The organism is Ottowia thiooxydans DSM 14619, assembly GCF_000422885.1.
Taxonomy (GTDB): domain Bacteria; phylum Pseudomonadota; class Gammaproteobacteria; order Burkholderiales; family Burkholderiaceae_C; genus Ottowia; species Ottowia thiooxydans.
In genome coordinates this window covers 376015-399950 of record NZ_KE383942.1, presented here as the reverse complement: position 1 = coordinate 399950, position 23936 = coordinate 376015, and the positions used below count along the sequence as shown (strand labels likewise).

At 56.5% G+C, this 23936-nt stretch carries 24 protein-coding genes and 1 pseudogene; 13 read left to right on the top strand and 12 right to left on the bottom strand.

All coding sequences use genetic code 11. The annotated features are described in order from the left end of the window. Positions 1 to 328 precede the first annotated feature (328 nt). The 3 genes from G518_RS0128305 to G518_RS0128295 form a co-directional block, all read right to left on the bottom strand. Complete coding sequence (locus G518_RS0128305; protein ID WP_028605344.1) at positions 329 to 2227, bottom strand: propionate--CoA ligase; 1899 nt, start codon at positions 2225 to 2227, stop codon at positions 329 to 331. 175 nt (positions 2228 to 2402) lie between these two features. Then, positions 2403 to 3008, bottom strand: coding sequence for an isochorismatase family protein (locus G518_RS0128300; protein ID WP_028605343.1), 606 nt, complete (start codon positions 3006 to 3008; stop codon positions 2403 to 2405). A 58-nt stretch (positions 3009 to 3066) separates the two neighbouring features. Next, a complete protein-coding gene (locus G518_RS0128295; protein ID WP_028605342.1) occupies positions 3067 to 4047 on the bottom strand; it encodes an amidohydrolase family protein in 981 nt (326 codons plus the stop codon). 108 nt (positions 4048 to 4155) lie between these two features. On the opposite strand from G518_RS0128295, the gene G518_RS0128290 reads away from it, so the two are divergent. From G518_RS0128290 to G518_RS0128270, 5 genes are all read left to right on the top strand, one after another. Further along, a complete protein-coding gene (locus G518_RS0128290) occupies positions 4156 to 5121 on the top strand; it encodes a Bug family tripartite tricarboxylate transporter substrate binding protein (RefSeq protein WP_028605341.1) in 966 nt (321 codons plus the stop codon). Between the two features lie 128 nt (positions 5122 to 5249). After that, positions 5250 to 6218: a Bug family tripartite tricarboxylate transporter substrate binding protein gene (locus tag G518_RS0128285; protein ID WP_028605340.1), complete on the top strand. Its 969-nt coding sequence runs from the start codon at positions 5250 to 5252 to the stop codon at positions 6216 to 6218. A 409-nt stretch (positions 6219 to 6627) separates the two neighbouring features. Continuing rightward, entirely contained in the window at positions 6628 to 8418 is a 1791-nt protein-coding gene (locus tag G518_RS0128280; RefSeq protein ID WP_028605339.1) for a glycoside hydrolase 5 family protein, read from the top strand. A gap of 82 nt (positions 8419 to 8500) precedes the next feature. After that, on the top strand, positions 8501 to 9163 hold the full coding sequence (locus G518_RS0128275; protein ID WP_169458020.1) for a DUF4124 domain-containing protein: 663 nt from the start codon (positions 8501 to 8503) through the stop codon (positions 9161 to 9163). A gap of 68 nt (positions 9164 to 9231) precedes the next feature. Beyond that, entirely contained in the window at positions 9232 to 10869 is a 1638-nt protein-coding gene (locus G518_RS0128270) for a long-chain-fatty-acid--CoA ligase (protein ID WP_028605337.1), read from the top strand. A gap of 61 nt (positions 10870 to 10930) precedes the next feature. Here G518_RS0128270 and G518_RS0128265 read toward each other — a convergent pair whose 3' ends face one another. The 4 genes from G518_RS0128265 to G518_RS0128250 form a co-directional block, all read right to left on the bottom strand. Then, positions 10931 to 11284, bottom strand: a complete 354-nt coding sequence (locus G518_RS0128265) for a hypothetical protein (protein ID WP_028605336.1) — start codon at positions 11282 to 11284, stop codon at positions 10931 to 10933. Positions 11285 to 11427: 143 nt separating this feature from the next. Then, complete coding sequence (locus G518_RS0128260) at positions 11428 to 11817, bottom strand: hypothetical protein (protein WP_028605335.1); 390 nt, start codon at positions 11815 to 11817, stop codon at positions 11428 to 11430. A gap of 254 nt (positions 11818 to 12071) precedes the next feature. Continuing rightward, entirely contained in the window at positions 12072 to 12458 is a 387-nt protein-coding gene (locus G518_RS38880) for a hypothetical protein (RefSeq protein ID WP_156909574.1), read from the bottom strand. 93 nt (positions 12459 to 12551) lie between these two features. Next, positions 12552 to 12833: a hypothetical protein gene (locus tag G518_RS0128250; protein ID WP_028605334.1), complete on the bottom strand. Its 282-nt coding sequence runs from the start codon at positions 12831 to 12833 to the stop codon at positions 12552 to 12554. 450 nt (positions 12834 to 13283) lie between these two features. Here G518_RS0128250 and G518_RS0128245 point away from each other — a divergent pair, with 450 nt between their 5' ends. Beyond that, the gene (locus tag G518_RS0128245; RefSeq protein WP_028605333.1) at positions 13284 to 13541 is read left to right on the top strand and encodes a hypothetical protein; all 258 of its coding nucleotides are present in this window, start codon (positions 13284 to 13286) and stop codon (positions 13539 to 13541) included. An 81-nt stretch (positions 13542 to 13622) separates the two neighbouring features. Here G518_RS0128245 and G518_RS0128240 read toward each other — a convergent pair whose 3' ends face one another. Together G518_RS0128240 and G518_RS37405 are read right to left on the bottom strand one after the other, a co-directional pair. Continuing rightward, positions 13623 to 13940: a helix-turn-helix domain-containing protein gene (locus tag G518_RS0128240; RefSeq protein WP_028605332.1), complete on the bottom strand. Its 318-nt coding sequence runs from the start codon at positions 13938 to 13940 to the stop codon at positions 13623 to 13625. Further along, the gene (locus G518_RS37405) at positions 13937 to 14275 is read right to left on the bottom strand and encodes a toxin (RefSeq protein WP_036596353.1); all 339 of its coding nucleotides are present in this window, start codon (positions 14273 to 14275) and stop codon (positions 13937 to 13939) included. The genes G518_RS0128240 and G518_RS37405 overlap by 4 nt, the downstream gene beginning before the upstream one ends. A 103-nt stretch (positions 14276 to 14378) precedes the next feature. Between G518_RS37405 and G518_RS41595 the strand changes: the two genes are divergently transcribed. The 3 genes from G518_RS41595 (at position 14379) to G518_RS41620 (ending at position 15822) form a co-directional block, all read left to right on the top strand. Further along, positions 14379 to 14582, top strand: a complete 204-nt coding sequence (locus G518_RS41595) for a DUF7227 family protein (RefSeq protein ID WP_425414314.1) — start codon at positions 14379 to 14381, stop codon at positions 14580 to 14582. Next, positions 14573 to 14959, top strand: a complete 387-nt coding sequence (gene tnpA / locus G518_RS40240; RefSeq protein WP_156909573.1) for an IS66-like element accessory protein TnpA — start codon at positions 14573 to 14575, stop codon at positions 14957 to 14959. The genes G518_RS41595 and tnpA overlap by 10 nt, the downstream gene beginning before the upstream one ends. A 188-nt stretch (positions 14960 to 15147) precedes the next feature. Further along, positions 15148 to 15822 (top strand): DMT family transporter, encoded by a 675-nt coding sequence (locus G518_RS41620; RefSeq protein WP_245598148.1) that lies wholly within the window; start codon positions 15148 to 15150, stop codon positions 15820 to 15822. A 284-nt stretch (positions 15823 to 16106) separates the two neighbouring features. Here the strand turns inward: G518_RS41620 and secD are convergent, their stop codons facing one another. Then, positions 16107 to 18632, bottom strand: coding sequence for a protein translocase subunit SecD (secD, locus tag G518_RS37395; protein WP_036596351.1), 2526 nt, complete (start codon positions 18630 to 18632; stop codon positions 16107 to 16109). Between the two features lie 202 nt (positions 18633 to 18834). On the opposite strand from secD, the gene G518_RS40235 reads away from it, so the two are divergent. Together G518_RS40235 and G518_RS37390 are read left to right on the top strand one after the other, a co-directional pair. Next, positions 18835 to 19125 carry a hypothetical protein gene (locus G518_RS40235; protein WP_156909572.1) on the top strand — a complete coding sequence of 97 codons (291 nt, stop codon included), beginning with the start codon at positions 18835 to 18837 and terminating at the stop codon, positions 19123 to 19125. Positions 19126 to 19436: 311 nt separating this feature from the next. Continuing rightward, positions 19437 to 20039, top strand: a complete 603-nt coding sequence (locus G518_RS37390; RefSeq protein ID WP_084652356.1) for a TetR/AcrR family transcriptional regulator — start codon at positions 19437 to 19439, stop codon at positions 20037 to 20039. A 234-nt stretch (positions 20040 to 20273) separates the two neighbouring features. On the opposite strand, the gene G518_RS0128200 is transcribed toward G518_RS37390, so the two are convergent. Continuing rightward, entirely contained in the window at positions 20274 to 20816 is a 543-nt protein-coding gene (locus G518_RS0128200; protein ID WP_028605328.1) for a TetR/AcrR family transcriptional regulator, read from the bottom strand. Between the two features lie 13 nt (positions 20817 to 20829). Next, the gene (locus tag G518_RS0128195) at positions 20830 to 21150 is read right to left on the bottom strand and encodes a DMT family transporter (protein WP_028605327.1); all 321 of its coding nucleotides are present in this window, start codon (positions 21148 to 21150) and stop codon (positions 20830 to 20832) included. Between the two features lie 239 nt (positions 21151 to 21389). On the opposite strand from G518_RS0128195, the pseudogene G518_RS41590 reads away from it, so the two are divergent. Both G518_RS41590 and G518_RS0128175 read left to right on the top strand, forming a co-directional pair. After that, positions 21390 to 21943, top strand: a pseudogene (locus G518_RS41590) (DUF7227 family protein). 280 nt (positions 21944 to 22223) lie between these two features. Then, positions 22224 to 23399: a tyrosine-type recombinase/integrase gene (locus G518_RS0128175; RefSeq protein WP_051237495.1), complete on the top strand. Its 1176-nt coding sequence runs from the start codon at positions 22224 to 22226 to the stop codon at positions 23397 to 23399. Positions 23400 to 23936 lie beyond the last annotated feature (537 nt).

Here is a 23936-nt window from a genome sequence, read left to right as displayed (position 1 = left end):
CAAATTTCCCATGCTCGGGTCACAAGTTGCTCCCCTAAGGCTGTGACTGCTCTAAAAATCTCGTTCCGGAGGGGCGTGAGCGATCCGATCACAAGAAAGTCCTTTTTGGGGTGACTACCTTAATTCGATGCGCTGTAACGGCTCTTGAAGAGAACCGTGTCCAAACTTAACCAATCAACTTGAGCCTCGTATCACGTGTTAGCTCTCTCCAAACTCAACAGCGTTCGTCAACTACTGACCTGCGATTTTCCCCTTCTGCCTCTCTACGTTTACTGCTAAACAGCTTAAGCGGCGAGCGAAAGACCATCGTCAGCCTTAGACATAAAACTCACTCCACAACCAAACCCTTAATCTGCTGCAACGCAGCCGGATCCTCCATAGTCGTCAGGTCCCCAGGATCGCGCCCTTCACAAACCGCCTGCACTGCACGGCGCAGCAACTTCCCACTCCGGGTCTTGGGCAAGGCCGTCACAAAGCGCACCCGCGCTGGCCGCGCAACTGCCCCCAGCGATGCATCAACCACCTTCATGACCTCACCTTCAAGCTTGAACATGGCAGCCTGATCATCCATCTGGCTGGCATCTTTAAGCACGGCAAAGGCCATCGCCACCTGCCCTTTCAGGTTATCGGCCACACCCACCACAGCCACCTCGGCAATGTTGGGGTGGGCGCTAATAGCTTCCTCTATCTCACGCGTACCCAGGCGGTGCCCCGCAACGTTGATCACGTCATCAGTTCGGCCCAAGATGAAGTAATAGCCGTCTTTATCTTTAATACCCCAATCGAACGTGCTGTACACCAGCTTGTTCGGCACGCTAGACCAATAGGTGTTCACAAAGCGCGCGTCATCACGCCACACAGTTTGCATGCACCCGGGCGGCAGTGGGCCTTCAATGGCGACCACGCCTTTCTGATTGGGCTCTGTGAGCTCTTCGCCTGTTTGGTCATCAAGCAGCTTCACGTTGTAGCCGTAGACCGCTTTGCCGGGCGAGCCGAACCGGGTGGGCATGGATTCCACGCCGCTGCACACGGTGAGGATGGGCCAGCCGGTTTCGGTTTGCCAATAGTTATCAATGATGGGCTTGCCGTTCAGGCCTTCGCTGATCCACTTGGCGGTGGGCTCATCCAGCGGCTCGCCTGCAAGGTAGAGGGCACGCAGGCTGGAAAGGTCGTATTTGCTTAAATAGGCTGGGTCTTGTTTCTTCAGGACACGCACGGCCGTGGGCGCGCTGAACATGACCGTGACTTTGTACTTCTCGACCAACTTCCACCAGATACCGCCATCTGGGCGGATGGGCAGACCTTCATACATGATGGTGGCCATGCCTGCGATAAGGGGGCCATAGACGATGTAGCTGTGGCCTACAACCCAGCCGATATCGCTCGTCGAAAAATAGGTTTCGCCGGGCTTGCCTTCAAAGATGTGCTTCATGGAGGCGGCCAGCGCTACGGCATAGCCACCAGTGTCTCTCTGAACGCCTTTGGGCTTGCCGGTGGTGCCGCTGGTGTAGAGCGTGTAGCTGGGGTGGGTGGCATCTACCCACTCACAAGGAACTTGAGCGTTCAGATGCTTTTCACGCTCGGTAGCCCACAGGTGATCACGCCCTGCTTCCAGGCTAATGGGTACCAGGCCTCGGTCTACTAAAAGCACAGCGCCTGGCTTGTGCTTGGATAGCTTGATGGCCTCATCTAGCAGGGGTTTGTATGAAACTGCCTTGCCGCCGCGAGAGCCGGCATCTGCACTGACGATGACTTTGGGCTCGGCATCTTCAATGCGCGTAGCGAGTGAGCCGGAGGCAAAGCCGCCAAACACCACCGAATGCAAAGCGCCAATGCGCGTGCAGGCCAGCATGGCGAAGGCTGCTTCAGCGATCATGGGCATGTAGATGAGCACACGATCGCCCTTGCCTACGCCCATGCTCTTCAATGTGGCGGCCATGCGCTGCACCTCCAGGTGCAGCTCCGCAAAGGTGTAGCTTTTTTCTTGATCGGTTTCAGTGGAGACGAAGATCAGCGCGGTGTCATTGGCACGATCTTTTAGATGACGATCAACCGCGTTGTGGCACAGGTTGGTGGTGCCGCCAGCAAACCACTTGGCAAAGGGTGGGTTGCTGTAATCGCAAATGGTTTGCGGAGGGGTATGCCAATCGATCAGCTTGGCTTGCTCGGCCCAGAACTCATCTGGCTGTTCGATGGAACGGCGGTAGAAATCGGCATAGTTCGTCATGAAACGTCTCCGAGGCCTTGCTGGCCAGTTTTATTGATCGACTGAATTTCGCCCGGATTTAATGGCCTCTCAGCGCCGTAAAACCTAGGCTCAACTCATTTTGAATTCATAATTATGGCTTGAAGGCTTGCGCAAAACTGACCGAGGCGCCGTGCACCTCAGTCAAAAGCTCACTTTATTTAATCAGGGCTTGCATGTCTTTAAACGCCGGATGCTCCGCCGAGCCTATCCATTCAAAGCACACCATCTCTGTGGTGACCAGCTCGCAGCCCGCTCCGGCCAGGCGGTCGTAAGCGGCATCACGATTGCGCTCAGTGCGCGAGCCGCAGGCGTCTGTGACCACCCAGACATCGCACTCTTCTTCCAGCAATACGAGGGCCGTTTGCATTAGGCACACATGGGCTTCGCAGCCGGCAATCACGATGGTGTTGCGCTCTGGGGCCTCAGGCTCCGCAGGTTTTTGAAGATGCTTGGGCAAGCTGCGTGCGTTGCCGCCGCGCTGGGGTTTGGGAGCTGGGCGCAGCAGAGGCAGCAGCTCTTCTGCGCCGCTGAAGGCCATCTTGGCGACGATGGTGTCGCACAGTTCCGCCAGGGGCTGGTCCAAGCCGCCAAGCTTTGCTGGGTTTTGCTCCGTGCCCCACACAGGCACCTGAAGCAGCCTGGCCATGCGCGCCAGCTTCAGCGCGTTGGCCAGTACAAATTCACGCCCATCAATGGCGGGCATGAGGCGTGCCTGATAGTCGATCAGGACAAGTTGGCAATCATCGGCATCAAGCAGCATTAATAAACCTTTCTAAATTCAAAACCATCAATTTTGGAAGCGACAGGTGAAGGGCTCATCAGAGCCCAAACACCCTCAGCGCATTCGCGCCGCGGATGGCGCGCATCTGAGATGCCGGCAGCTGTGCGGTATTGGCCAGGGCGCCAGCGGTGTCGTGCACCCAATGCGGCCAATCTGTGCCCAGCATGACGTGCTCTTCTCCCACCACATCCACCAGGTACTTCAATGCGCCCAGGTTGTACGTAATATTGTCGTAGTAGATGTGGCGCAGGTAATCCGTGGGCTTGCGCTTCATCTGGCGGCGTTGGGGCAGTTCTACCTCATCGCCTTTTTCAAATCTGCCCACCAGGTACGGCAGCGTGCCACCGCCGTGGGAGGCAATGATCTTCATATTGGGGTATCGGTCAAAGAACCCTTCGAAGATCATCCGGGTGATGGCCAGGGTGGTGTCGAACATAAAGCCCACAGACCAGCTCAAATCGAACTTGGTCATGTCCATGGCGTCTACGCCGGGGGGATCTGTGGGGTGCACCAGCACGGGAAGCGCCCGCTTGTCGATGGCTGCCCAGATGGGGGCAAACATGGGGTCTGTGAGGCTTTTGCCGGCCACGTTGGCCAGCACCATGACGCCTACAGCGCCTTTGGCGCAGCAACGTTCCAGCTCCTCCACGGCGCGCTGTGGGTATTCCCAAGGCAGAGAGGCAAACCAGCGGATGCGGTCTGGGTATTCGCGCTGGGCATCCGCCACGTTGTCATTGGCCTCACGTGCGGCTTGTACGCTGATTTCTTCTCCGCCCCAGTACACATTGGGGCAAGTGAGCGAAACCACAGACACATCAATGCCTGCCTTATCCATGTGCTGAATGCGCAGCTTCCAATCGAAGTGCCCTTTCTGCGGGATCACCACCGGCGTATCGCCACGGAAAATCTCGTGCTGGCCATCTGGGCGGGTTTTCACGTTGTACATACCGGCGTTGGCCTTCAGAAGTTCAAGCCATTTGTGCGTGAACATGTGGGTATGGACGTCGATGATGGTCATTGTGTCTCCTCGTTTTTGAATGTGGGATGCTTGAAAATAGCACTAGTGTTCGCTAGCTTCCGTATTGGATACTATGCCAACAAACGATCATTACAACGGAGACTCCCTATGAAACGCCGCGCCCTCGCCGCCTTGGCCACTGTTGCTCTCGCTGGTGCATTCGCTTCGCCGCTTGCCTTCGCTCAAGAGAAAACCATAAAAATCCTGATCGGGTTTCCGCCAGGCGGCTCGGTAGATGTGGTGGGCAGGCTGCTGGCTGAAAAAATGCGCGCTTCGCTTGGCCAGAATGTGCTGGTTGAAAACAAGCCGGGCGCGGCTGGGCGTTTGGTGCTGGGAGAACTAAAACGCGCCGCCCCAGATGGGCAGACTTTGGCGCTATCTCCTAGTGGTGCCATGGTGATTGCGCCCTGGCTTTACAGCAATATTGGGTATGACCCTATCAAGGATTTCACGCCCATTTCAGGCGTGACTACGTTCGATTTCGCAGTTACCGCTGGCCCGGGCGCCACAGGTGGAGATCTGAAATCCGTACTGGCGTGGATGAAGGCCAACCCCGGCAAGGCGAACTACGGCACCTCCGGTGCAGGCACGGTGCCGCACTTTGCAGGCCTGCTGCTGGGGCAGGCTGCTGGCGTGCCGCTGACTCACGTGGCTTATCGCGGTGGCGCTCCTGCCGCTCAGGATTTGATTGGCGGGCAGATTCCGCTGATGGTAGATACCGCTTCTGAAACCCTGGAACACCACAAAGCAGGCAAGGTGCGCATCTTGGCCGTCACGGGCGAGCAGCGCTCCAAAGCCCTGCCTGATGTGCCTACGCTGAAGGAGCAAGGCATCAACATGGTGGCCGATGCCTTCTTTGGCCTCTATGGACCTCCCGGCATGCCTGCTGACGTAGTTGCAAAAATTGACCGCGCCGTTGCTGAAGCTCTGAAAGACCAAACCGTGCAAGACAAGATCTACGGCTTTGGTCTGGTGCCAAACCACGCGCCTGCGGCTGCACTGGCTTCCATGCAGGCATCGCACCTGAAGCGCTGGGAACAGCCGATCAAGGCTTCTGGGTTCAAGGCAGAATAAGTCAGGCTGGCGCCCACACTGCGGCGCCGGCAATTAAAGAGAGGCCCCATCGCAGGCGATTCGCTGGCTAGCGACTTGCTGACGAGGGGCTCTCTCACCAAACCGAATTTTTCTCGCTCTCAAACACCATGCAAAGACGTTCCCTTTTTATAGCCAGCATCGCCCTGGCCGCTTCTGTCAGCGCCATCGCCCAAACAGGTAAGCCTATTCGCCTGATCGTGCCCTACGCACCGGGTGGCCCTATCGATGTCACAGCGCGTGCGCTGGCTGAGCGCGTGAAGGATTCGCTTGGTGGCCCGGTCATCATTGACAACAAACCCGGCGGTGGCGGCAACATAGGTAGCGATCTGGTGGCCAAGGCGGCGCCAGATGGCCACACCATCGGTATTTCAGCTGTGGCCACCCACGCCATCAACCCGTGGCTCTTCAGCAAGATGCCGTTTGATGCGGGCAAGGATTTCGCGCCCATCACGCAGATGGTGCGCGTGCCCAACGTGCTGGTGATGAACGCAGACGCTGCTACTCGCCTGAACATCAATTCCCTGGCTGATCTGATTGCCTACGCCAAGAAAAACCCTGGCAAGCTCAACTACGGCTCCGGCGGAAACGGCTCGGCCGGCCATCTGGCGGGAGAGATGTTCAAGCAAGGCGCCGGCATCTTTGCGGTGCACATTCCCTACAACGGCGGCAACCCTGCGCAATTGGCCCTGCTGTCTGGGCAGGTGGATTTCAATATTGACAACCTGGCTGCGGCTTCCAGCAACATCAAGGCAGGCAAGCTCAAGCCTTTGGCGGTGACTACAGCCAAGCGCTCGCCCCTGTTGCCTGGGGTACCTGCTATTGCGGAAACACTCAAAGGCTTTGAGGTGGAAACCTGGTGGGGTCTGGTGGCTCCTGCGGGCACGCCTAAAGATGTGATCGACAAGCTCAATGCGGCCTTTACTACTGCATTGAAGGCACCGGAAACGCAGCAACGCTTTGAACAACTCATGGCTGAGCCTGTGCCCACTACGCCGGAGCAGTTTGGCTCTTTCATGACGCGTGAGCGGGTGCGCTATGAGCCAGTGGTGAAGAGGTCAGGCGCCCGGGTCGACTAAGACCGAATCGCTTTCATTCGACAAACACCGTTCGGGCTGAGCCTGGAGAAGCGCTGCGCAAGGCTTCGACAAGCTCAGCCCGAACGGTTTTTTTGTTTCAATGGCATGCGGGGATAGACCAAAAACATAGAACCTCAGCCGGAACGGATTTTTGTAGTTCAAGCAGCCGTCTCCTCAATTTCACCTGGCCTCGCCCGTTATCGCGGAGATTTTTGCGTTGTCGCCCATGCCGACCAAGTGCGTGCTCCACCGTTGAAATTCCCCCAACTCCAATTGAATACCAAGGTAATACTCGTCTATAAATTTTTTCCAGACGCTGTTATATTGAGATACACCGTATTAAGTTCAGTACCTGCATAGCGATATTTTCAAGCGCGAGCGGCGTGCCGAAAACCAAGGAAATACTCTTATGCCACACCAGCTTTCAGCCCCGCGCGCGCTCCTTGCCGCCGCACTTGCGAGCGCTTTCTTGCTCGCAAGCTGTGGTGGCGGCTCCGACACCGTGGGCACCGGAGAAGTCACGATCTCTCACCTTGCGAGCGCAAAAACCGGTTCGCTGCAAAAAGCGGCCGCGGCCCTTCCGGCCGGGGTCGACAGCATGCAGGTCAAGTTCCTGGATGCCAGCGGCGCCGTGGTGCATGGCCCAGTCGAGGTTTTGGCTGGCCCCACTGTGGCCATCCAGAATGTGCCCCTCACCGCAAAATCTGCCACGGTGGATTACCTGCGCAATGGCGGCTATTCCTTGGCAAATGATGATGAACCCATTGCATGGGATGGGGCACGAGGTTCTGCCAGCCCCGTACCTACCACTGCAGGGCCTTCCACAACCAAGTGGCAAGCCTCTATGGATGACACGGGTATCGCTAGCCTGAAGGTGGCTGTTAACGGCGGTGCCGCGCAAGATTTTCTGGCCAAGGGCGTAGCCTACTCCCCTGCCCCCATTGGTTCTTCCAATAAAGATGGCCCCAGCTTTGGCGATCTCTTCTGGGACACCCCCGGCGGCTTCCTGGATTTTGAGCTCGTCTGGAAACGCGATCTGGAAAACATCCGCAAGCATGGATTCAATTCCCTGCGCACCTATTCCCTGATTGCCAACTTCATCAAGAATGATGGCTCCACCCCTACGCCAGCGGAAATCAATGCGCCGGGGTCTTTGCTGGTGCGCCAGCACAAGAAATTCCTGGATGAAGCCTGGAACAACGGCGTGAACCCGGTGTATGTGATCGTGGGTATTCCCATGCCAGACACGATGTTCGTGAAGTCTGTGTTTGATCTTCCGGTAAAAGCCAAGGAGATCGAGTTCTGGGACAACAACTTCACCGCCACCATTGAGCAAATGAGGGACCACCCAGCCGTGATTGGGTTCACCATCTTCAATGAAGTGGGCGGTTCGTGCCACTATGCGGATCCTGTGCCTCCTGCTCCAACAACCTTGACGGATCGCAAGTGCGAAGGCTCCGACGACCTGGCCGTTTACTGGCAACAGCTTCATACCTACCCAGTGCACTACTGGGCTCAAGTGAAGAAATATGCTGATCGCGCCAAAGCCCTGGCACCCAACAAACTGATCGGCTGGGCTTTCAATGATGACCCCGTGTTCGCTGAGAAAACGGTTGAATACCGCAAAGCTAACGCTCAGTCGATCGACTACTACGGCGTGAATGTGTTCCAGGCCGAGCAAGTGGCTTCTGCGCTAGACCCTTGGCTGAAAGCCAAGCAGGGTGACGCTGCCCGCCCTATCATCATGACCGAGTACGGCCTTCCGGCCACGGGCCATCGCACTTCGGGCGACCCGCTTTCCATCTACTCTGATGAGGCCACTGTCAAGGCAACGGCCAATGCGGTTGGCCCGCTGATCAACGCTTCGTTCAAGCACCCTGCTGTGACCGGCATGTTCTACTTCGAGTGGAGCGACGAATGGTGGAAACAGTCAGGCGGAAGCAACCGCAATGATCGCCAGGAAGGCACACCCACTCCCAACGGATTTCCAAACAAATACTGGGATGAAGAAGGCTTTGGGCTGAACTCCATTGCGCTGGGTGACCGCGCAGCCAATCAGGCCTATACGGACAACTATGGCGGCAAGGGCGGAAATTTACAGGTAGACAAGCTGACCCCCCGTACCGAATTGCTGAATGCGGTAACGACAGCATTTAAAGGCGCAGAGCAAACTCGCAAAACGGCGCTTGGTTTGAAGTAATCTTCACCCAGTGTGATTCAATGCAAACGGCACCCAAGGGTGCCGTTTTGCTTTTATTAAATTTATGCCTCAGTGAGACATGATGTACCTCAAACTCGGCTCAGCCCGGATCATCAAGGCAGTGGTTGCAGCGGTTTTTCTTACGCTGATGGCCAGCGCCTCCAACGCCCAGGTTCACCGGTGCAAAGGGCCAGACGGCAAGCTGGCCTATAGCGATGCGCCATGTGCCAACACCTCGACTGGCGGGGTCATCAAACTGCAAGAGAACACCATAGAAACCCAAATGGACTGGGAGCGCAATGAACGCTATATCCAACAGCAGCAGCAACAGCAACAGCAGCCAACGCAGCAACCAGGGCGCCCGGTAGTCGCCGCACCTGCCACCCGCACAGTACCCACCAGCAACGACCGGGATTCACCCGGCTGCCAACTGGCCATTCGCAATGCCAATACGCAAAGCGCCTCAGCCTCCCCGGCAAAGATCGACAACGACCGCGCTGAGGCTAGCCGGGTATGCGGGTTCAACCCCTGGCCAGGTAAATCTGCCTCTGAAATTGATGCAGAGAACCGCCGCTCAAGAGCTATAGAGCGCGCTGCACGCTCCCAACCCAGTGTGATCAGCCGGTGTGATGACACCGGCTGCTGGGACAACATGGGGGTACGCTACAACGGCTCAGGGCAAACGCTTTTCCGGCCAGATGGCCAAGCTTGCAGACGCGTAGGCAACACGCTTGAGTGTTTTTAGTGGAACCTGATTGGCGTTAGGATTTCGACTGAAAGATTGGTTGCCAACAAAAATTGAGGAGACACAAAATGACGAAAAACCAAAGTTCAATGATGGAGCGCCCGCTGCTGATCTCCAGCATTCTGGAGCACGGCGCTGCGCAACACGCCACCCAGGAGGTGGTGTCACGCGAGACCCACGGCACCACGGTGCGCCACACCTACGCCCAGATCGCCCGCCGAGTACGCAAACTCGCCAATGCGCTGCGCACGCTGGGGCTGAAGGAAGGTGATGCGGTGGCATCCATAGCGTGGAACAACCATCGTCACCTGGAAGCCTACTACGCGGTCTCTGGCAGCGGCATGGTGATGCACACCTGCAACCCGCGGCTGCACCCAACCCAGTTGGCCTACATCCTGAACCATGCAGAAGATCAAATGGTGCTTTTTGACAGCACCTTTGCCCCGCTGGTGGCAGCCATTGCACCGCAGTGCCCACACGTTAAGCACTGGGTGTGCCTGAGCGATGATGAGCACCTTCCAAGCGGGCAAGGCTCGCCAACCGTGGTTTCCTACGAGAGCCTGATTGCCACGCAAGCTGACACCTTCGAATGGCCGGAGTTTGACGAGCGAACGGGTGCTGCGCTTTGCTATACCTCTGGGACCACCGGCAATCCCAAAGGCGTTCTCTACTCCCACCGCGCCATCGTCTTGAACGCGACCACATCAGGCTTGCCTGATGTGCTGGGCCTGTCCACGCGCGAAGCTATTCTGCCCGTGGTACCCATGTTCCATATCAACGCATGGTGCATCCCCTACTCGGCCATGCTCGCAGGCACCAAGCTTGTTTTGCCGGGGCCGCGCCTGGATGGCGCCAGCCTGCATGAGTTGATGGAGAGCGAGCGCGTCACCATCAGTGCGGGCGTGCCCACCATCTGGATGGGGCTGTTGCAACATGTTGAACAAGCCGGTTTGCGCTTCACCACCATGCGGCGCACCTGTGTGGGTGGTTCGGCCATGCCGCGTGCACTGATCGAAAAATTCAACGATGTTTATGGCGTGGAAGTTCGCCACGGATGGGGAATGACAGAAACCACGGCCATCGCCACCTTGAGTAATCTGAGCGCAAGCGACTGGGAATTACCGGCAGAGCAACGCCATGCGATAGTGGCCCGACAAGGAAAGGTGACGAGCGGGATAGAAATCAAAGTGGTGGATGAAAGCGGCGCCACATTACCCAGAGACGGCACCAGCCAGGGTGAACTCATGGTTCGCGGACATTGGATCGTGGAGCGTTATTACAAGGCAGAGGAAACTGCCCTGGTGAATGGCTGGTTTCCCACTGGCGACATTGCCACCATCGATGCCGATGGCACCATGACCATCCGCGATCGCACGAAAGACGTCATCAAGAGCGGTGGCGAATGGATCAGCTCGATTGATCTCGAGAACGCTGTCGTTGCGCACCCCGGGGTAGCCATGGCGGCAGTCATTGGCATCAAGCACCCCAAGTGGGACGAGCGCCCTCTTCTACTCGTGGTTCGCAAGCCCGGGCAAGACTTTGGAAAGAACGAGGTGCTCGAATTCCTGAGCGACCGCGTTGCCAAATGGTGGATGCCTGAAGATGTGGTTTTTCTAGAAACGCTGCCCGTAGGCGGCACCGGAAAAGTTCAGAAGAACGAGCTTCGCAAACAGTACGGCGGCTTGTTCACCGAGGCGCTCCCTTAACCCGGTCATACGGACGAAACCCGGGCGTCCCCGGTTTCGGGTTCCGAACTGAGCCAATGACTTAATTGCGGTCTGCGCGGGCAGGTCTAGGAGGGTTAGCTCCACTACCGGACATGGCTCCTGTGGAGCCGCCAGGGGTCATGGTGGAATTAGAGGTACCGCTCATCCCGGAAGTGCCGGAATTGGAAGAAGTACCACTGCCGGTGGTGCCTGTAGTGGCACTACCGGTGCTACCTGTGTTGCCACTGGGCGTGCCCATGTTGCCAGATGCGCCCCGTGCATTTTGCTCACCTGCGGCAGGTGTACCACCAGGTGGAGGAGTGGCGGGCGCTGTGCCTTGAGCCACTGCGGCACCCACCACGGCTACGGTAGCCAACGCAGCCAGCAGCATTTTCAGTTGATTCGAGGTAGTCATTTAGGAAATCCTTGGTTTGCATGTAGAACAAAATCGCAAGCAACATCACAAAACCTGAACGGTGATGTCACGCGTTAATCGAATACGAATGGCCTTCGGGCGAGGCACGGCACCGTGCCTCAGCAAGGAGGGACATGCGGGGCTTACAGAGGGGCTTTACGCGCTGGCTTAGTCATGTGGGAGTCATTGGTGGTCAAACTCCAAAGAGGTTGCTCACCTGAAGCAGGCGCTTTTCCAGTATTGCCGCTACGCATGCTGTGGCTGCGGTCATCCCAGTTACCGGATGCACCGCGTGCGTTTTGCTCACCTGAGGCTGGCAGGTTGCCTTTGGTGACGCTGCCGGAGCGACCCATATGGTCACTGCGGTTTCCCATGGTGCCCATGTCATAGGTACTGCGTGATGTTTGCTCACCTGAAGCAGGAACCCCACCAGGAGGGGCAGTAGGTGCTGCGCCCTGCGCCACTGCAGTACCCACAATGGCAACCGTAGCCAGACCGGCGAGAAGTTTTTTCAGTTGATTAGAAGTAGTCATATGGAAAGTCCTTGGTTTAAATCCTTGAAGAAATCGCCAGCAAGTTCGCCAGCTAATTCAACCCTAGGGCTTCCCTGTGGAAACAGCGTCATCCTCATGCCGGGCACCATGTGGGACAGAAGCCCGTCCAAGATGACTCTCTCTACCGAACACACATGCGCGTTTAGGCGTCTACAACGGCATGAGTACAAACCCAAGGACAAGCGTCAGCGACGTCTTAGGACGGCTATGCCTATCCCTGCTCATTCCCGCATCTACTCCACGACGGAGCCATCACAAAACGAGGCGTCTGTTGAGATCGCGTTGAGGCTTGCGTTGCTGCTAATGCGGAAATGAGCGCTGTTGGTAGAGACCAGTTGATTCACTGCAGCGAACATCGAAATGGGCAGGCCTAGTGTTCCCACCGCATATTCTTCACTCAGCCTGAAGGTTGCAGCGTTCGACAAGAGATCGTCCGAGAAAACCGCCAGCAATATTGTCCGGAGCGCGCCAGCACGGCTACCCAACAGCTCGATCACCCCGAATGGAGCCTTTAACTCGAAATCGTACAAAGTTAAATCTCGCATGCCGCCCAGTACAACGCTTCGAGCGGACCGCACTTTAAAGGTGTTGGGAACACCCCAATCGTTCGCAAGGTTCAAAGGGGTAAATTCTTGATGGAGGCCACGACGACGGGCATCAGTTCTGGCGTAATTCATAGGAGACGATCACAAGGCACAAATACGCGCCAAATGCTATTTTTTCCTTCGGTAAACGTTGTGTGCTTGCAGGGCACTGTCGGTGTCTTGCAACCCTCGTTCCAGATCCTCAAAGGCCTGCTCCACCTCAGGGTGCGGGGTGTTGCCTGTCATGGGTACGGATTGATCGTGCTCATGAGGAAGAGAAGCTTCAGTGGCGCCTTGGTTTTCAGGGCCAGCGTCAGGTTCCTGTTGCACGGTAGTGATGCCAGTGCGCTGCTCAACCCGTGCCGGTACCGGAGCGGAAGGATCGATATCTTTCTTGATGAGCGGGTTCATTGAGCATCTCCTAAGTAGTCACGAAAATATCGGGCCCGACAGCAATGCCTCCATCCAGGGGGACCACAGATCACGGAAACGAAATCGGTTTCGCTTGCGGCAGTGAGTGCTCCACCGCTAGGTAACAAGATCACGAAGCGCATGAAGCGCATGAAGCGGCGACGTGAAACCTGGGCATTTGCGACCGCTATCTAGGCACATCTCGAACCTCCATTACAGGGAAGTTCTCGAATCCTTCGGCATGACACGAAGCTAACGACCTGCATACTTTTTGTCAGTAGGACAAAGGCTTTGCTGGGGGTATCCGCAATGCTCAAACAGGACGTTAGTGAGGCTCGCCTGCATTGCCTAGGAACAACAGCGGCTCCTTGCTGCTTAGACATACTCGCACGCAGGCTTTCCATTCTTCAAAGTAATCCTTTATGATTACTTAAATAAAAAGGAGACCGAATGTTTGATAAAGACAAAACCGAGAGGGCAGCTCGCGAAGAAGCGCACCAGTTGATCACCCGGCTGCGCGATGAGATTAACGCGCGCATCAAGACTGAATGGATGAAGCCAGACCGCTGTGACCTAGAGGTCAAGGCACTTCGTGCCAAGCGCGATTCTTTGTTGGTGGAACGGGAAAGCCTGGGACATCAGCCCCGCGAAGAGATCGCTCTGTTGAAGCTCGAAATCCGTAAACTGCTGAGCGACCTGAATAAGTAGCTGCAACGGAGCAGATCAAGCAGAGCGTGACAAACGACGAACGATTGGTCGCTGTGTGCCCCGCCTCTCATTCCTCCGATCTCAGACCGTTGCCAACCTCTGCATGGTGTCAGGAAATTTTTCCACCAAGCGAATGAGAACAGCCGCTTGGGCGTTCGGCTTGGCTCGGCCCTGCTCCCAGTTTTCCAAGGTACGCGGGTTGATGCGCAGATAGCCTGCGAACACCGGGCGTGATAGGTGCAGGCGCTCGCGTAGCGCGAGCAATTCGGCTGCACTCACCTCCGGTGCAGGCCTGATTTCGGCAACGTGCTTGCGCAAGGTTACCTTGCCAACGCGATCAGCTTCAAGGGCTTCCAGCCCTTCCATCAGTTCCGCGGCAAGACTGCGTTTCGGTTTCATCTGCGTTTCTCCAAGTGTGCTTTCAAGCCATCCCTGAATGCGCGTTTCGTTTTTGCATCCAGATCATCCATTTCATCTTTATCGTATAGGGTGAACAACCAGAATTGAGCGCTGCTGTCCCACCAGTAGTAGATCACCCGCAATCCGCCGCACTTCCCTTTGCCTCTGCGAGGATCACCATGCCGCAGCTTGCGTAGACCACCAGTCCCCTCAATCACATCGCCAGCTTCGGGGTTCTTCATCATGGCCGCTTGCAAGCCACGGAAGCCTTCGTCATCCATATATTCCGCTCTATGACGGGAAAAGGCTGGTAACTCTACGAAAACGGCTTCCATGAAGAAATTGTACGCATCTTGCGTAGGGTTCTCAAGGGTGACGCGGTAACCTCCTGTATAGCGCAGGGCTTTCCGATTAACCTCTCAGCCAACACCCTCGCCCATGCGGATGAACTGGCCAGATAGGAAGATCGCCCCTGTGGTCACCGTGCTCCCAACGGAGCAGATCAAGCCGAGTATGACTAACGACGAACGATCGGTCGCTGTGTGCCCTGCCTCAGTCCGTAGCGACGTGAGCTGCGCAACGTGCGGCAGCTGCGCCAACCGTAAGCGGCCGGCCATCCCAACCTTGAATGGATTGTCTTAAACGGCAACGATGGTGTCCACCAAACGGATTTAGGTGGGCACCATGAAGAAGCCAGGAAGAGCCGGCGCAGATACAGACCCGAGCTCAAAAAGCAGATTCTTGTTCAGTACGCTGAGCCAGGTGCATCGGTGGCGGGCATTGCCCTCTCCCACGGCATCAATGCCAACATCGTTCATAAATGGCGTCGCCAATCCTGTGAGGCATTACCTGCAGCGCATGCCCCTTCGTTCGTTGCAGTACCACTGCCGCCAGCGGCGTACGCAGTCACCCCTGACATCCGAATCGAGCAGCGCCGTGGCGCCACCAGCATCACACTGAACTGGCCCGTGCTGCAGGCCGAGCAGTGCGCCGTGTGGATACGAGAGCTGCTCAAATGATCCGTATCGATGCGCTGTGGCTGGCCACCGAGCCGCTGGACATGCGAGCGGGTACCGAGACCGCTCTGGGCCCGCGTGGTACTGGTCTTCGGTGCAGCACGCCCGCACCATGCCTACCTGTTTGCCAATCGACGGGCCAACCGCATGAAGGTGCTGGTGCACGATGGAATAAGTGGATAGTAACTTCCATGAACTCTTCACCATATCTCACGCACATGGGTTTGGTTGGTATGGCGGCTCTGTGGGGCGCCTCTTGGCCTTGGGGCCGTGTCGTAGCGCAGGCCATGCCGGCGCTCACCGCGGCCTGTCTGCGGTTTATATGGACAAGCGTTGTGCTGTTGCTGTGGCTTTACCGCAGCCGGGGCCTGGGTTCGTTGCGCGCACTTCACTCTCGTCAATGGATTGGCTTGACCTGTGCATCAACCGTGGGTGTATTGGGTTACTCCATTTTCTTCCTACTGGCGCTAAAAAGCGTTCCTGCTGGAAAAGCCGCCATGGTGGTGGCGCTCAACCCGGTGCTGATCATGCTGTTCACGGTACTGCTGTTTCGCGAGAAAGTGAACAAACCCATAGTGGTAGGGTTGATCTTGGCAGTTACGGGCGCGCTGTATGCACTCAGCGGCGGCTCAATGGCTGTCTTGCAACCAGGTCAATCGGGTGCGGGAGAGCTGTTGTTGTTGGGCTGTGCTGGGTGCTGGGTGGCGTACACCTTGATTGGTCGAATGGCGCTGGCCACCGTCGATTCACTCACCACTACAGCAGTAACCGCAACCATCGGAGCGGTACTGCTGCTCATTGCAAGTCTGGTGCTGGAAGGGCCTGCTGCACGGGTCAAACTACCGAATGCGCCTTCATCCGCCTGATACAGCATCGCCGCGGCGGCGTTGGGAGCCACGGCTTTAGCCTACGCCTGATACCTGCATGGTGTGAAAGTGTTGGGGGCCGGAGCGACTGCAGCTTACATGACGCTGGTGCCACTGTTCGGTATGGTGTTTTCCGGCATATGGCTGAGTGAACCCTTCACCGCCTCGTTGTTGAGCGGCGGAGCAATGGCCATCCCTGGCTGCTGGCGATGAACTTTGGGCCGCTGCAGATGGAGACGCGGGCAATGACGGTGAATAACATTGCCCGCGAAAATCGTACTGCGTTAATCGATCAGGACTCGGTCAATCGGCGATTCTTTCGTTAAAGAAGAAATCCGACGCGAGGCGGCTCGACGTGTTCGCCAATCTCCCAGAAAAAGGAGGATGGGCGCCGCGATAAACACAGAGGACGAAGCGGCTATCACAATGCCGAACACCATGGGAACGGCAAAGCTCTCCACAGCGGGACCGCCCCAAATCGCAAGCGGGAGCATGGCGAGAAGTGCTGTTGCCGATGTGTAGAGACTGCGAGCCAGTGTCTCGTTGATAGACAAGTTGATTATGTCCCGCAATGGCATGGTTTTACGCAGACGAAGGTTCTCGCGCATGCGGTCATACACCACAACCTTGTCGTTCACGGAGTAACCCACCAGGGTGAGAAGTGCCGCTATGGCTGTCAAATTGAAATCCAGCCCCGTAAGCGCGAAGAACCCAACTGTCTTGGTCAGGTCCAAAATCAGTGTGACGATCGCGCCGACGGCGAATGGCCATTCAAACCGAATCCAGATGTAGATGAGCATGGCTATGCTGGCTAAAGCAACCGAAAGAATGCCGGCGGTGGCCAACTCGCCGCTGACTTTCGGACCGACGACCTCAGAGCGCTCAATTTCGGCACCGGCATCAGCCGCCTTCAATGCATCCTTCAGGGACTCAACTGCCATGGTCTGCGCTTCTTCTCCTCCCGGTTGGCGTTCTACACGCACAAGCAAACGGTTCCCGTCACCGAACTCCTGCAACGCCACCTCGCCAAGTCCAAGCTTATCGAGCCGTGCACGAAGATCGCTTAGGTCTGCTGGAGCGCTGGTCTGAACCTCCATTTGAATCCCCCCACGGAAATCGATTCCATAGTTCAGGCCGGGGTTGAAGAAAAGAGCGACGGATGCCGCTGAGAGCACCAAAGAGATCGCCAAGCCGATGAAGCGGGCCTTCATGAAGTTGATGTGGGTGCCGTCCTTGATCAATTTGAATCCGAAGAGCGGACGGATATTGATCATCTTGAGGCGCCATCCACGTGTAATCGCGATCATGATCACTTTCACGATGGATACTGCCGTAAACATAGAGATGACCAGCCCAATGGCCATCGTCACTGCGAACCCTCGCACGGGCCCGGAGCCGAACCAGAACATGAGTGCGGTCGCAATCAACGCGGTGACGTTGCTATCCATGATGGTGGCATAGGCTTTTTTGAATCCTGTATCAATGGCCGCCAAAGCGCTGCGCCCTTTCTGGGTTTCCTCTCGAATCCGCTCATTGATCAGCACGTTCGCATCAACCGCCAGGCCAATTCCCAGCACGATTCCGGCAATGCCGGGCAGTGTGAGCGTCGCACCTATGACGCTGAGCGCCGCAAGCGTCAGCACTACGTTGAGCGCCAACGCAAGATTGGCGACCAGTCCCCAAGTACCGTATAGCGCGAACATGAACAGGAAGACCAGTGCAAATGCCGCGATGCCTGCGTAAATTCCTTTTTCAATGACATCACTTCCCAGGTCGGCGCCAACATTGCGTTCTTCAATGGTTGTCAGTTTCGCGGGCAGTGCGCCGGCGCGTAGCAGTGCCGAAAGCGTCCCTGCCTCCTGGACTGTGAAATTGCCAGAGATCTGGCCCATACCACCGGTTATCGGCTCTCTGATCACAGGCGCACTTAACACCTTGCCATCCAGCACGATGGCGAATGGTTTTCCAACGTTCGCGCGCGTGATTTCTGCAAACAACCTTCCACCAGCGCTGTCAAATCGGAAGTTGATGATGGGCTCGTTGGTTTTGGGATCGAAACGTACCCGGGCATCAGATAGACGGTCACCGGCGAGTTCAACACGGCTTTGCACCGGATACACATTGCCCTTCTCATCTTTGAGCAATTGAACACCTGCAGCCTCCGGCTCCTCCAGCATGTGGAAACTCATTCTTGCGGTAGATCCAAGCAGCGCACGCAGCTGGCTTGGATCTTGAAGACCGGGCAACTGAACCAAAATTCTGTCCACACCGACACGCTGGATGCTCGGCTCGGCGACGCCCACTTGGTCGACCCGCTGGCGAATGATTTCCAGGCTCTGTTCTACGGCGGACGAAGTCGCCGCGTATACACCCTCTTCGGTCAGTGTGAGTTCCAACACACTATCTTTGCGCGCAGCAATTTTCAGATCGGTTCGTCCATTTCCGATGGAGTTGACCAGGGTCTCCAAGGCATCAATCGCCTTGGAGCGCTGGGATGGATCTCTCAGCGTGATGGTCAGGTGTTGGCGCTCGGCCTGAAATGAAGTAGCCGCGATGCCACTCTCGCGCAGAGTGCGTCGTGCATCCTCTGCCAAGTTGCGCATCCGCTCTTTCTGAAGATCTGCAGCATCCACTTCGAGAACGAGGTGAGAACCACCCCTTAGGTCAAGTCCCAAAGCCACTTTGCTTGTGGGCATGAATGCAGGGAAGCGCTCCAAAACGGATGCGGAAAAGAGATTTGGGAGGGCAAAGAGAATGCCCGCCAAGATGGCGACGACGTAGATCGTCACCATGATTCTGGAGTTTTTCATGGTGTTTCCTTGGCACGAGCGAGAGCGGCCTCGCGCGCACGAGCTGATCAAAAATGGAAAAGCGCACGTAGCCGTGCGCGTTCAGTCACGCCAAGGAAGGTGGTGCGCGCGCTGCGAAGTTGTCTAGGGCACTTTGCGGCCGCTTTACTTCAGTGGAGGTGAGTGGGCGTTCGCAAGATGCTTGCCCCCAAAACCACAGCCAATGCCTATACGGCGCGAGGCCTCCGCAGCCAAGCCATCGCTTGCCCTTCGGTTGAACAGGCTCCATGGCAACCTGCGCCACGGCGACGTGACGCAACGCCGCAACAAGCAGTCCGGGTTGTCCACCCAACACGGCAGCATTCGCCCCATGCTGCTGGCTGATACGAGTGGAATGGGCCGTTGTGGATGCGAAGAAGGCGCAAAGCAACAGCAGAAGTGCCGTAAATACGCGACACTCTTTCGCGACATCAACGAGTGCTGTAGCTGTTTCACCAGCGCAGCTGCGCGTTGAGCGTTTCACGAGCAACCATCGGAGAGGAGGATGTGCATTCACTGCAGACGTCGCACCAATCAACTCATCCATTTGATCCTTGCACACGTTCTGAAAGCCGTACCTCGAACTGCGAAGTTCGCGTTCCACAGATGCGACCTGGCACGGGCACACCCCGCAATCCCTTGGCTACGGTCAGTCCGGCGAGTCCGGTACCAAGAATCACGTCTCTTTTGCGGTCTTGTATCACCAGTTTTTCTATTTAGAGGCTATGTAGGTATATTCAACACTCGTTTTAGTACGATCGCATCTTAAATACCGGGAGAAACCAATTGGGCAGGCCACGCACTATCAATCGCGAGCATTTGCTCGATGTTGCAGAAGCACTAGTCGCTGCATCAGGTGCTTCTTCGTTGTCGTTTGGCAGCGTTGCCACCGCAGCTGGCCTTTCGAAAGCCAGTGTGCAGTCGGCATTTGGCACCCGAGAGGCGCTTGTCGAAGCCATGCTGGAAAGGTGGCTTCAGCAAGAGCAGAAACGATTCGACGCTGTGGCTGGTGCCACCCCCTCACCGAGCGAGCGTATTAGAGCCCATGTCGAGACCACTGCGACGGAAACCGAAGCCGCCAGTAGTCGTATCGCTGCCGTCCTGGCAACCTTGGCTGGCTCTGATGCTCAGGTGAGTAGCGCTGCCCAATGGTATGCATCCAGGGTGGGCGATTTTTCAGCAAAGACGCCTGAGCAAAAGCGTCTTCGAATTGCATTTTTGGCCGCTGAAGGTGCATTTTTTATGCGTTACTTGGTGGGTTTTCCCATGAGCGAAAAACTGTGGAAAGAAGTTTTTGAAGACCTGAAGGCGCTGGGAGATGGCGATGAAAGTCATACGTCTGGCCCTAAACAAGCTCCGAAAACAGGTGCGAAAAAATCAGGATCGTGAAACCTACACACGTCATGACTACCCCCGCCACATCAAGAAGCAAGGCGTCGCGGTAGTTGTCGTTTCTGCGCTCTACACGTGCATGTCCATGGCAGATTAGAGAGAACACGAATGGACAGAAGAGTAAGGTCACTTGCGAGATTGGGTCGAGGTTGGTGAAACGTTCGCACGCAGTCCAACTGAGGATCGTCCAGCGGGTCCGCCTGTGGAATGCGTCAAGGTTGAAATGAGGGCCTACTGCGCGTCGGCCAGCGTGACGATCTCATGGATGTAACGCTGCCAGTCGGTCGGGCTTAAGCCCATTAGCCCGAGGTGGTGTAGAAAGAACAAACCTTCTGTAGCAAAAAATACCATGCGAGCTCGCATGCCTAACAGCCTGCATAGGTCATCGATATCTCGAAATCGACTGCCATACCAGTCGCGGACCCAAGTCAAGTGATGAGGCGATTGGAGTAATGCAGCGACAAGTGCGGCACCGCGCGCATTCGTTTCACCGCCGCCCAGGGTGACGCCCACGTGAGCACGCAATGCGCTCATCGGGTCGGGAGACTTTCCAGCCAATGCTTCCAAGCTCCTTTCGTAGGACTCACCCCATCGAATGAGCATTGCTTCGATCAAACCTTCCTTGCTTCGGAAGCTGGACTGCACCCCACTCTTTCCAATTCCCGCGGCATTTGCAACACCCCCAATGGTTAGGCTTGCCGCACCGTAATCGGTCACTAGCCGCTCTGCTGCGTCGAGGACCTTTCCTCGGTCAATGGTTGAACGACATCCCATGACAAACTCGGGCTCAGTGGCCCGATGTGATCTTCAGGCCAGCAATCGCGCCGACGAGAACAAAGATCAACAACCCGCGCACAAGCGTCGCTGGCTCATGAAACCAGATCATGCCGATCAGCACGGTGCCCAGCGCGCCAATGCCCGTCCAGACAGCGTAAGCTGTGCCGATAGGAATAGACTTGGTGGCTAACTCAAGAAAGTACATGCTGGCGGCGATGCAGACCAGGAAGCCGATAGTCCAGGGGATATTCCGAAATCCATCTGTGTAGCGCATACACGTGGTGAAACCCACCTCAAGAACACCACCGATAAAAACAAAGAACCAAGCCATAAGAGCTCCGTTGAAATTTAGCATTAAGATACGAACGTATTTTAATTGTATAAAAATACGATCGCATGTAAATGCTTTTCTTCTCGCACGGTTATAGGTTCTTCTTCGAGGTTGCTCGTGATGCCAAGTCTCTTGACGCCCTAGTCGTTGCGGACCAGCAAGAATTGCTAGACCACGCAGGCAAATACAACTAGGCGCCGCATTTTTCAGGGTGACGCACCGCAGCAGGCTATGGTCCGCTGGCTCTACACTGGAACGCAGTCACTGCGGGGTCGAGAGGCCACAGCCTGGAGCACTTCTGTGAGGAGATCCGGAGCTTGCCAAAACGGCAACTCTGGCGGTATGGCCAAGCCGGCGACCTCCCAGGCGATGGCGTGCGGATCGATGCCGACGCACTCGAGCAGATCGTGCACGCCAACCGAGGGCGCAACGGCTTCGCCTACACCCACTACTCCCCGCTGGACCCACACAACGCGCGAGCGATCGCTAAGGCCAACGCGCAGGGCCTCACGATCAACCTCTCGGCCAACACACTTGCCCACGCGGATGAACTGCCAGATTGAAGATCGCCCCTATGGTCACGGTACTCCCAACGGAGCAGACCAAGCCCAGTGTGACTAACGACGAACGATTGGTCGCTGTATGCCCTGCCTCAATCCGTAGCGACGTGAGCTGCGCAACGTGCGGCATCTGCGCCAAGCCTGAGCGCAGAGCCATCATTGGCTTCCCGGCGCACGGTACCGGGGCTGCGAAGGCCCGCAAGGTGTTCTTCATGGAGCCTGTGCCACCGTGACACGGACTGTGACACGCTAAACCCGGCTCCCCGGGGAGCAACCGGTGATCGTTTTTTAGCACAAAAAGATAAAGGGCTTGAAACTAGTTCCAAGCCCTTGATCTATAAGTAAATTCTGGTGGGTGATGCAGGGTTTGAACCTGCGACCCCTGCCGTGTGAAGGCAGAGAATTGACGGTTTTTGAATGTTCATGAATGCACTTTTCTCTCTAGAGAAGCTTTCATAAGCAGTCATATTGCGCCTATAATTTTCCGTACTATTTCCGTACTGGAGAATCATCGTGGCTAGCATCAACACTGTCGGAGCGCGTGACCGCCTAAAGCCACGGCGTGAACCGTACTGGCACAAGCTGTCAGCTGGGTGTTACCTTGGATACCGCCGCCTCACTTCCGAGAGCGCCGGTTCTTGGTTGGCGAGGTGCCGAGGCGACGACGAAAAACAGCAGTACCACGCGCTCGGTACTTTTGACGACATGGCGCCCGCGATGCGCTTTGATGTTGCATCCAAGGCCGCACGGGAGTGGTTCGAACATCTGGGACGTGGCGGCTCCACAGATGAAATCACAGTTGGCGAAGCCTGCCGCCGCTACCTCAAGAAGCTTAAAGAGGATGGGCGGGACGGCACAGCGAAAGATGCGCAAGGCCGCTTCAATCGCTGGGTGTTCGACGATAAAAGGCTTGAGCGCCTGCCCCTCACAAAAATAACCCCCCGGGTACTAGATGATTGGCGCTCAAAGCTGGCGGGCACTTTGGCCATGCCGCAAGACAAAGCGAAGGAAGCCACGCGCAAACGCAGTGCAGCATCTCTAAACCGCGATATGAGCAACTTAAAGGCCGCGCTGAATCTGGCGCTGGCCGACGGCTACATCACCAGTAGCACGGCTTGGGATACCAAACTTCGCCCAGTGGAAGCGGCAAGCGGGAAGCGGGAGGTTTACTTGGATCATGCCCAGCGGCAGAAGCTGGTTAGGCACGCTGCATCAGACATTGGAACGTTCATCCGAGCTATGAGCGCCCTCCCCCTCCGTCCGGGTGCGCTCGCAGCCCGCACAGTGGCAGACTTCGAGCCACGTCTGAAAAACCTACGTATCGGCAACGACAAAAACGGCAAGCCGCGCACGATCCCGCTACCCAAGGAAACGGCGGACTTCATCGCGGGACAGTGCAAAAACAAGCTGCCCGCTGCGCCGATCTTCGCAAGAGCGGATGGTGCCGCGTGGAACAAGGACTCATGGAAAGGCCCTATGAGGGATGCCGTGACCGCTGCCGAGCTACCCAGCGGCGCAACAGCTTACAGCCTGAGGCACAGCACTATCACCGATCTGATCTCAGCTCACGGGCTGGATCTGCTAACCGTCGCCAAGCTGGCTGATACGTCTTTGCCAATGATCGAAAAACACTACGGACACTTGAGACAGGCGCACGCCGCTAATGCACTGGCTGCGCTGGCAATTTGATACCGGCAAGCCCTGCGCCGGACTATGTAGGGCAAAAAGACGGCGACCGGGAAGCCTGAGAACGACCCGACCGCCTGACCACTATCAAAAGGACTTTGAAAATGGCTGCATTAATTATCCACCCAGAAGACCATGGATGGGAGCGAATCGAGACTGGTGACATGCTTGTTCGCCGCTCACATCTGCCGGAGGGGCGGCTTTACACTCGAGATAGTTGGGGCTATGAGATCGTCGCAGCCAGCGGCGTGCTTGATACGCTCCGCATCCCTGACATTGAATTCCCCATTGCACCGAAGCGGCTGGCATATCGGAACGGTGAGTTTTGCTCCTGGATCTCTGTTAGGGCAGTCAAAGGAAAGCGTTGGGATGTCAGGGCGAGGTTGCTTGAACCGCTCGACCGCATAGAGGCAATGTTTAAAGCGGCCAGGACTAAAGCGCCCCCTAAGCATAGCCACCTTCGTCTAGTTTGGTCAGCTTAGCCATTTTCGCCAGCCCTAGGCTGATCCCCGAAAACCCGTTTCCCTGACGGGCTGGGCT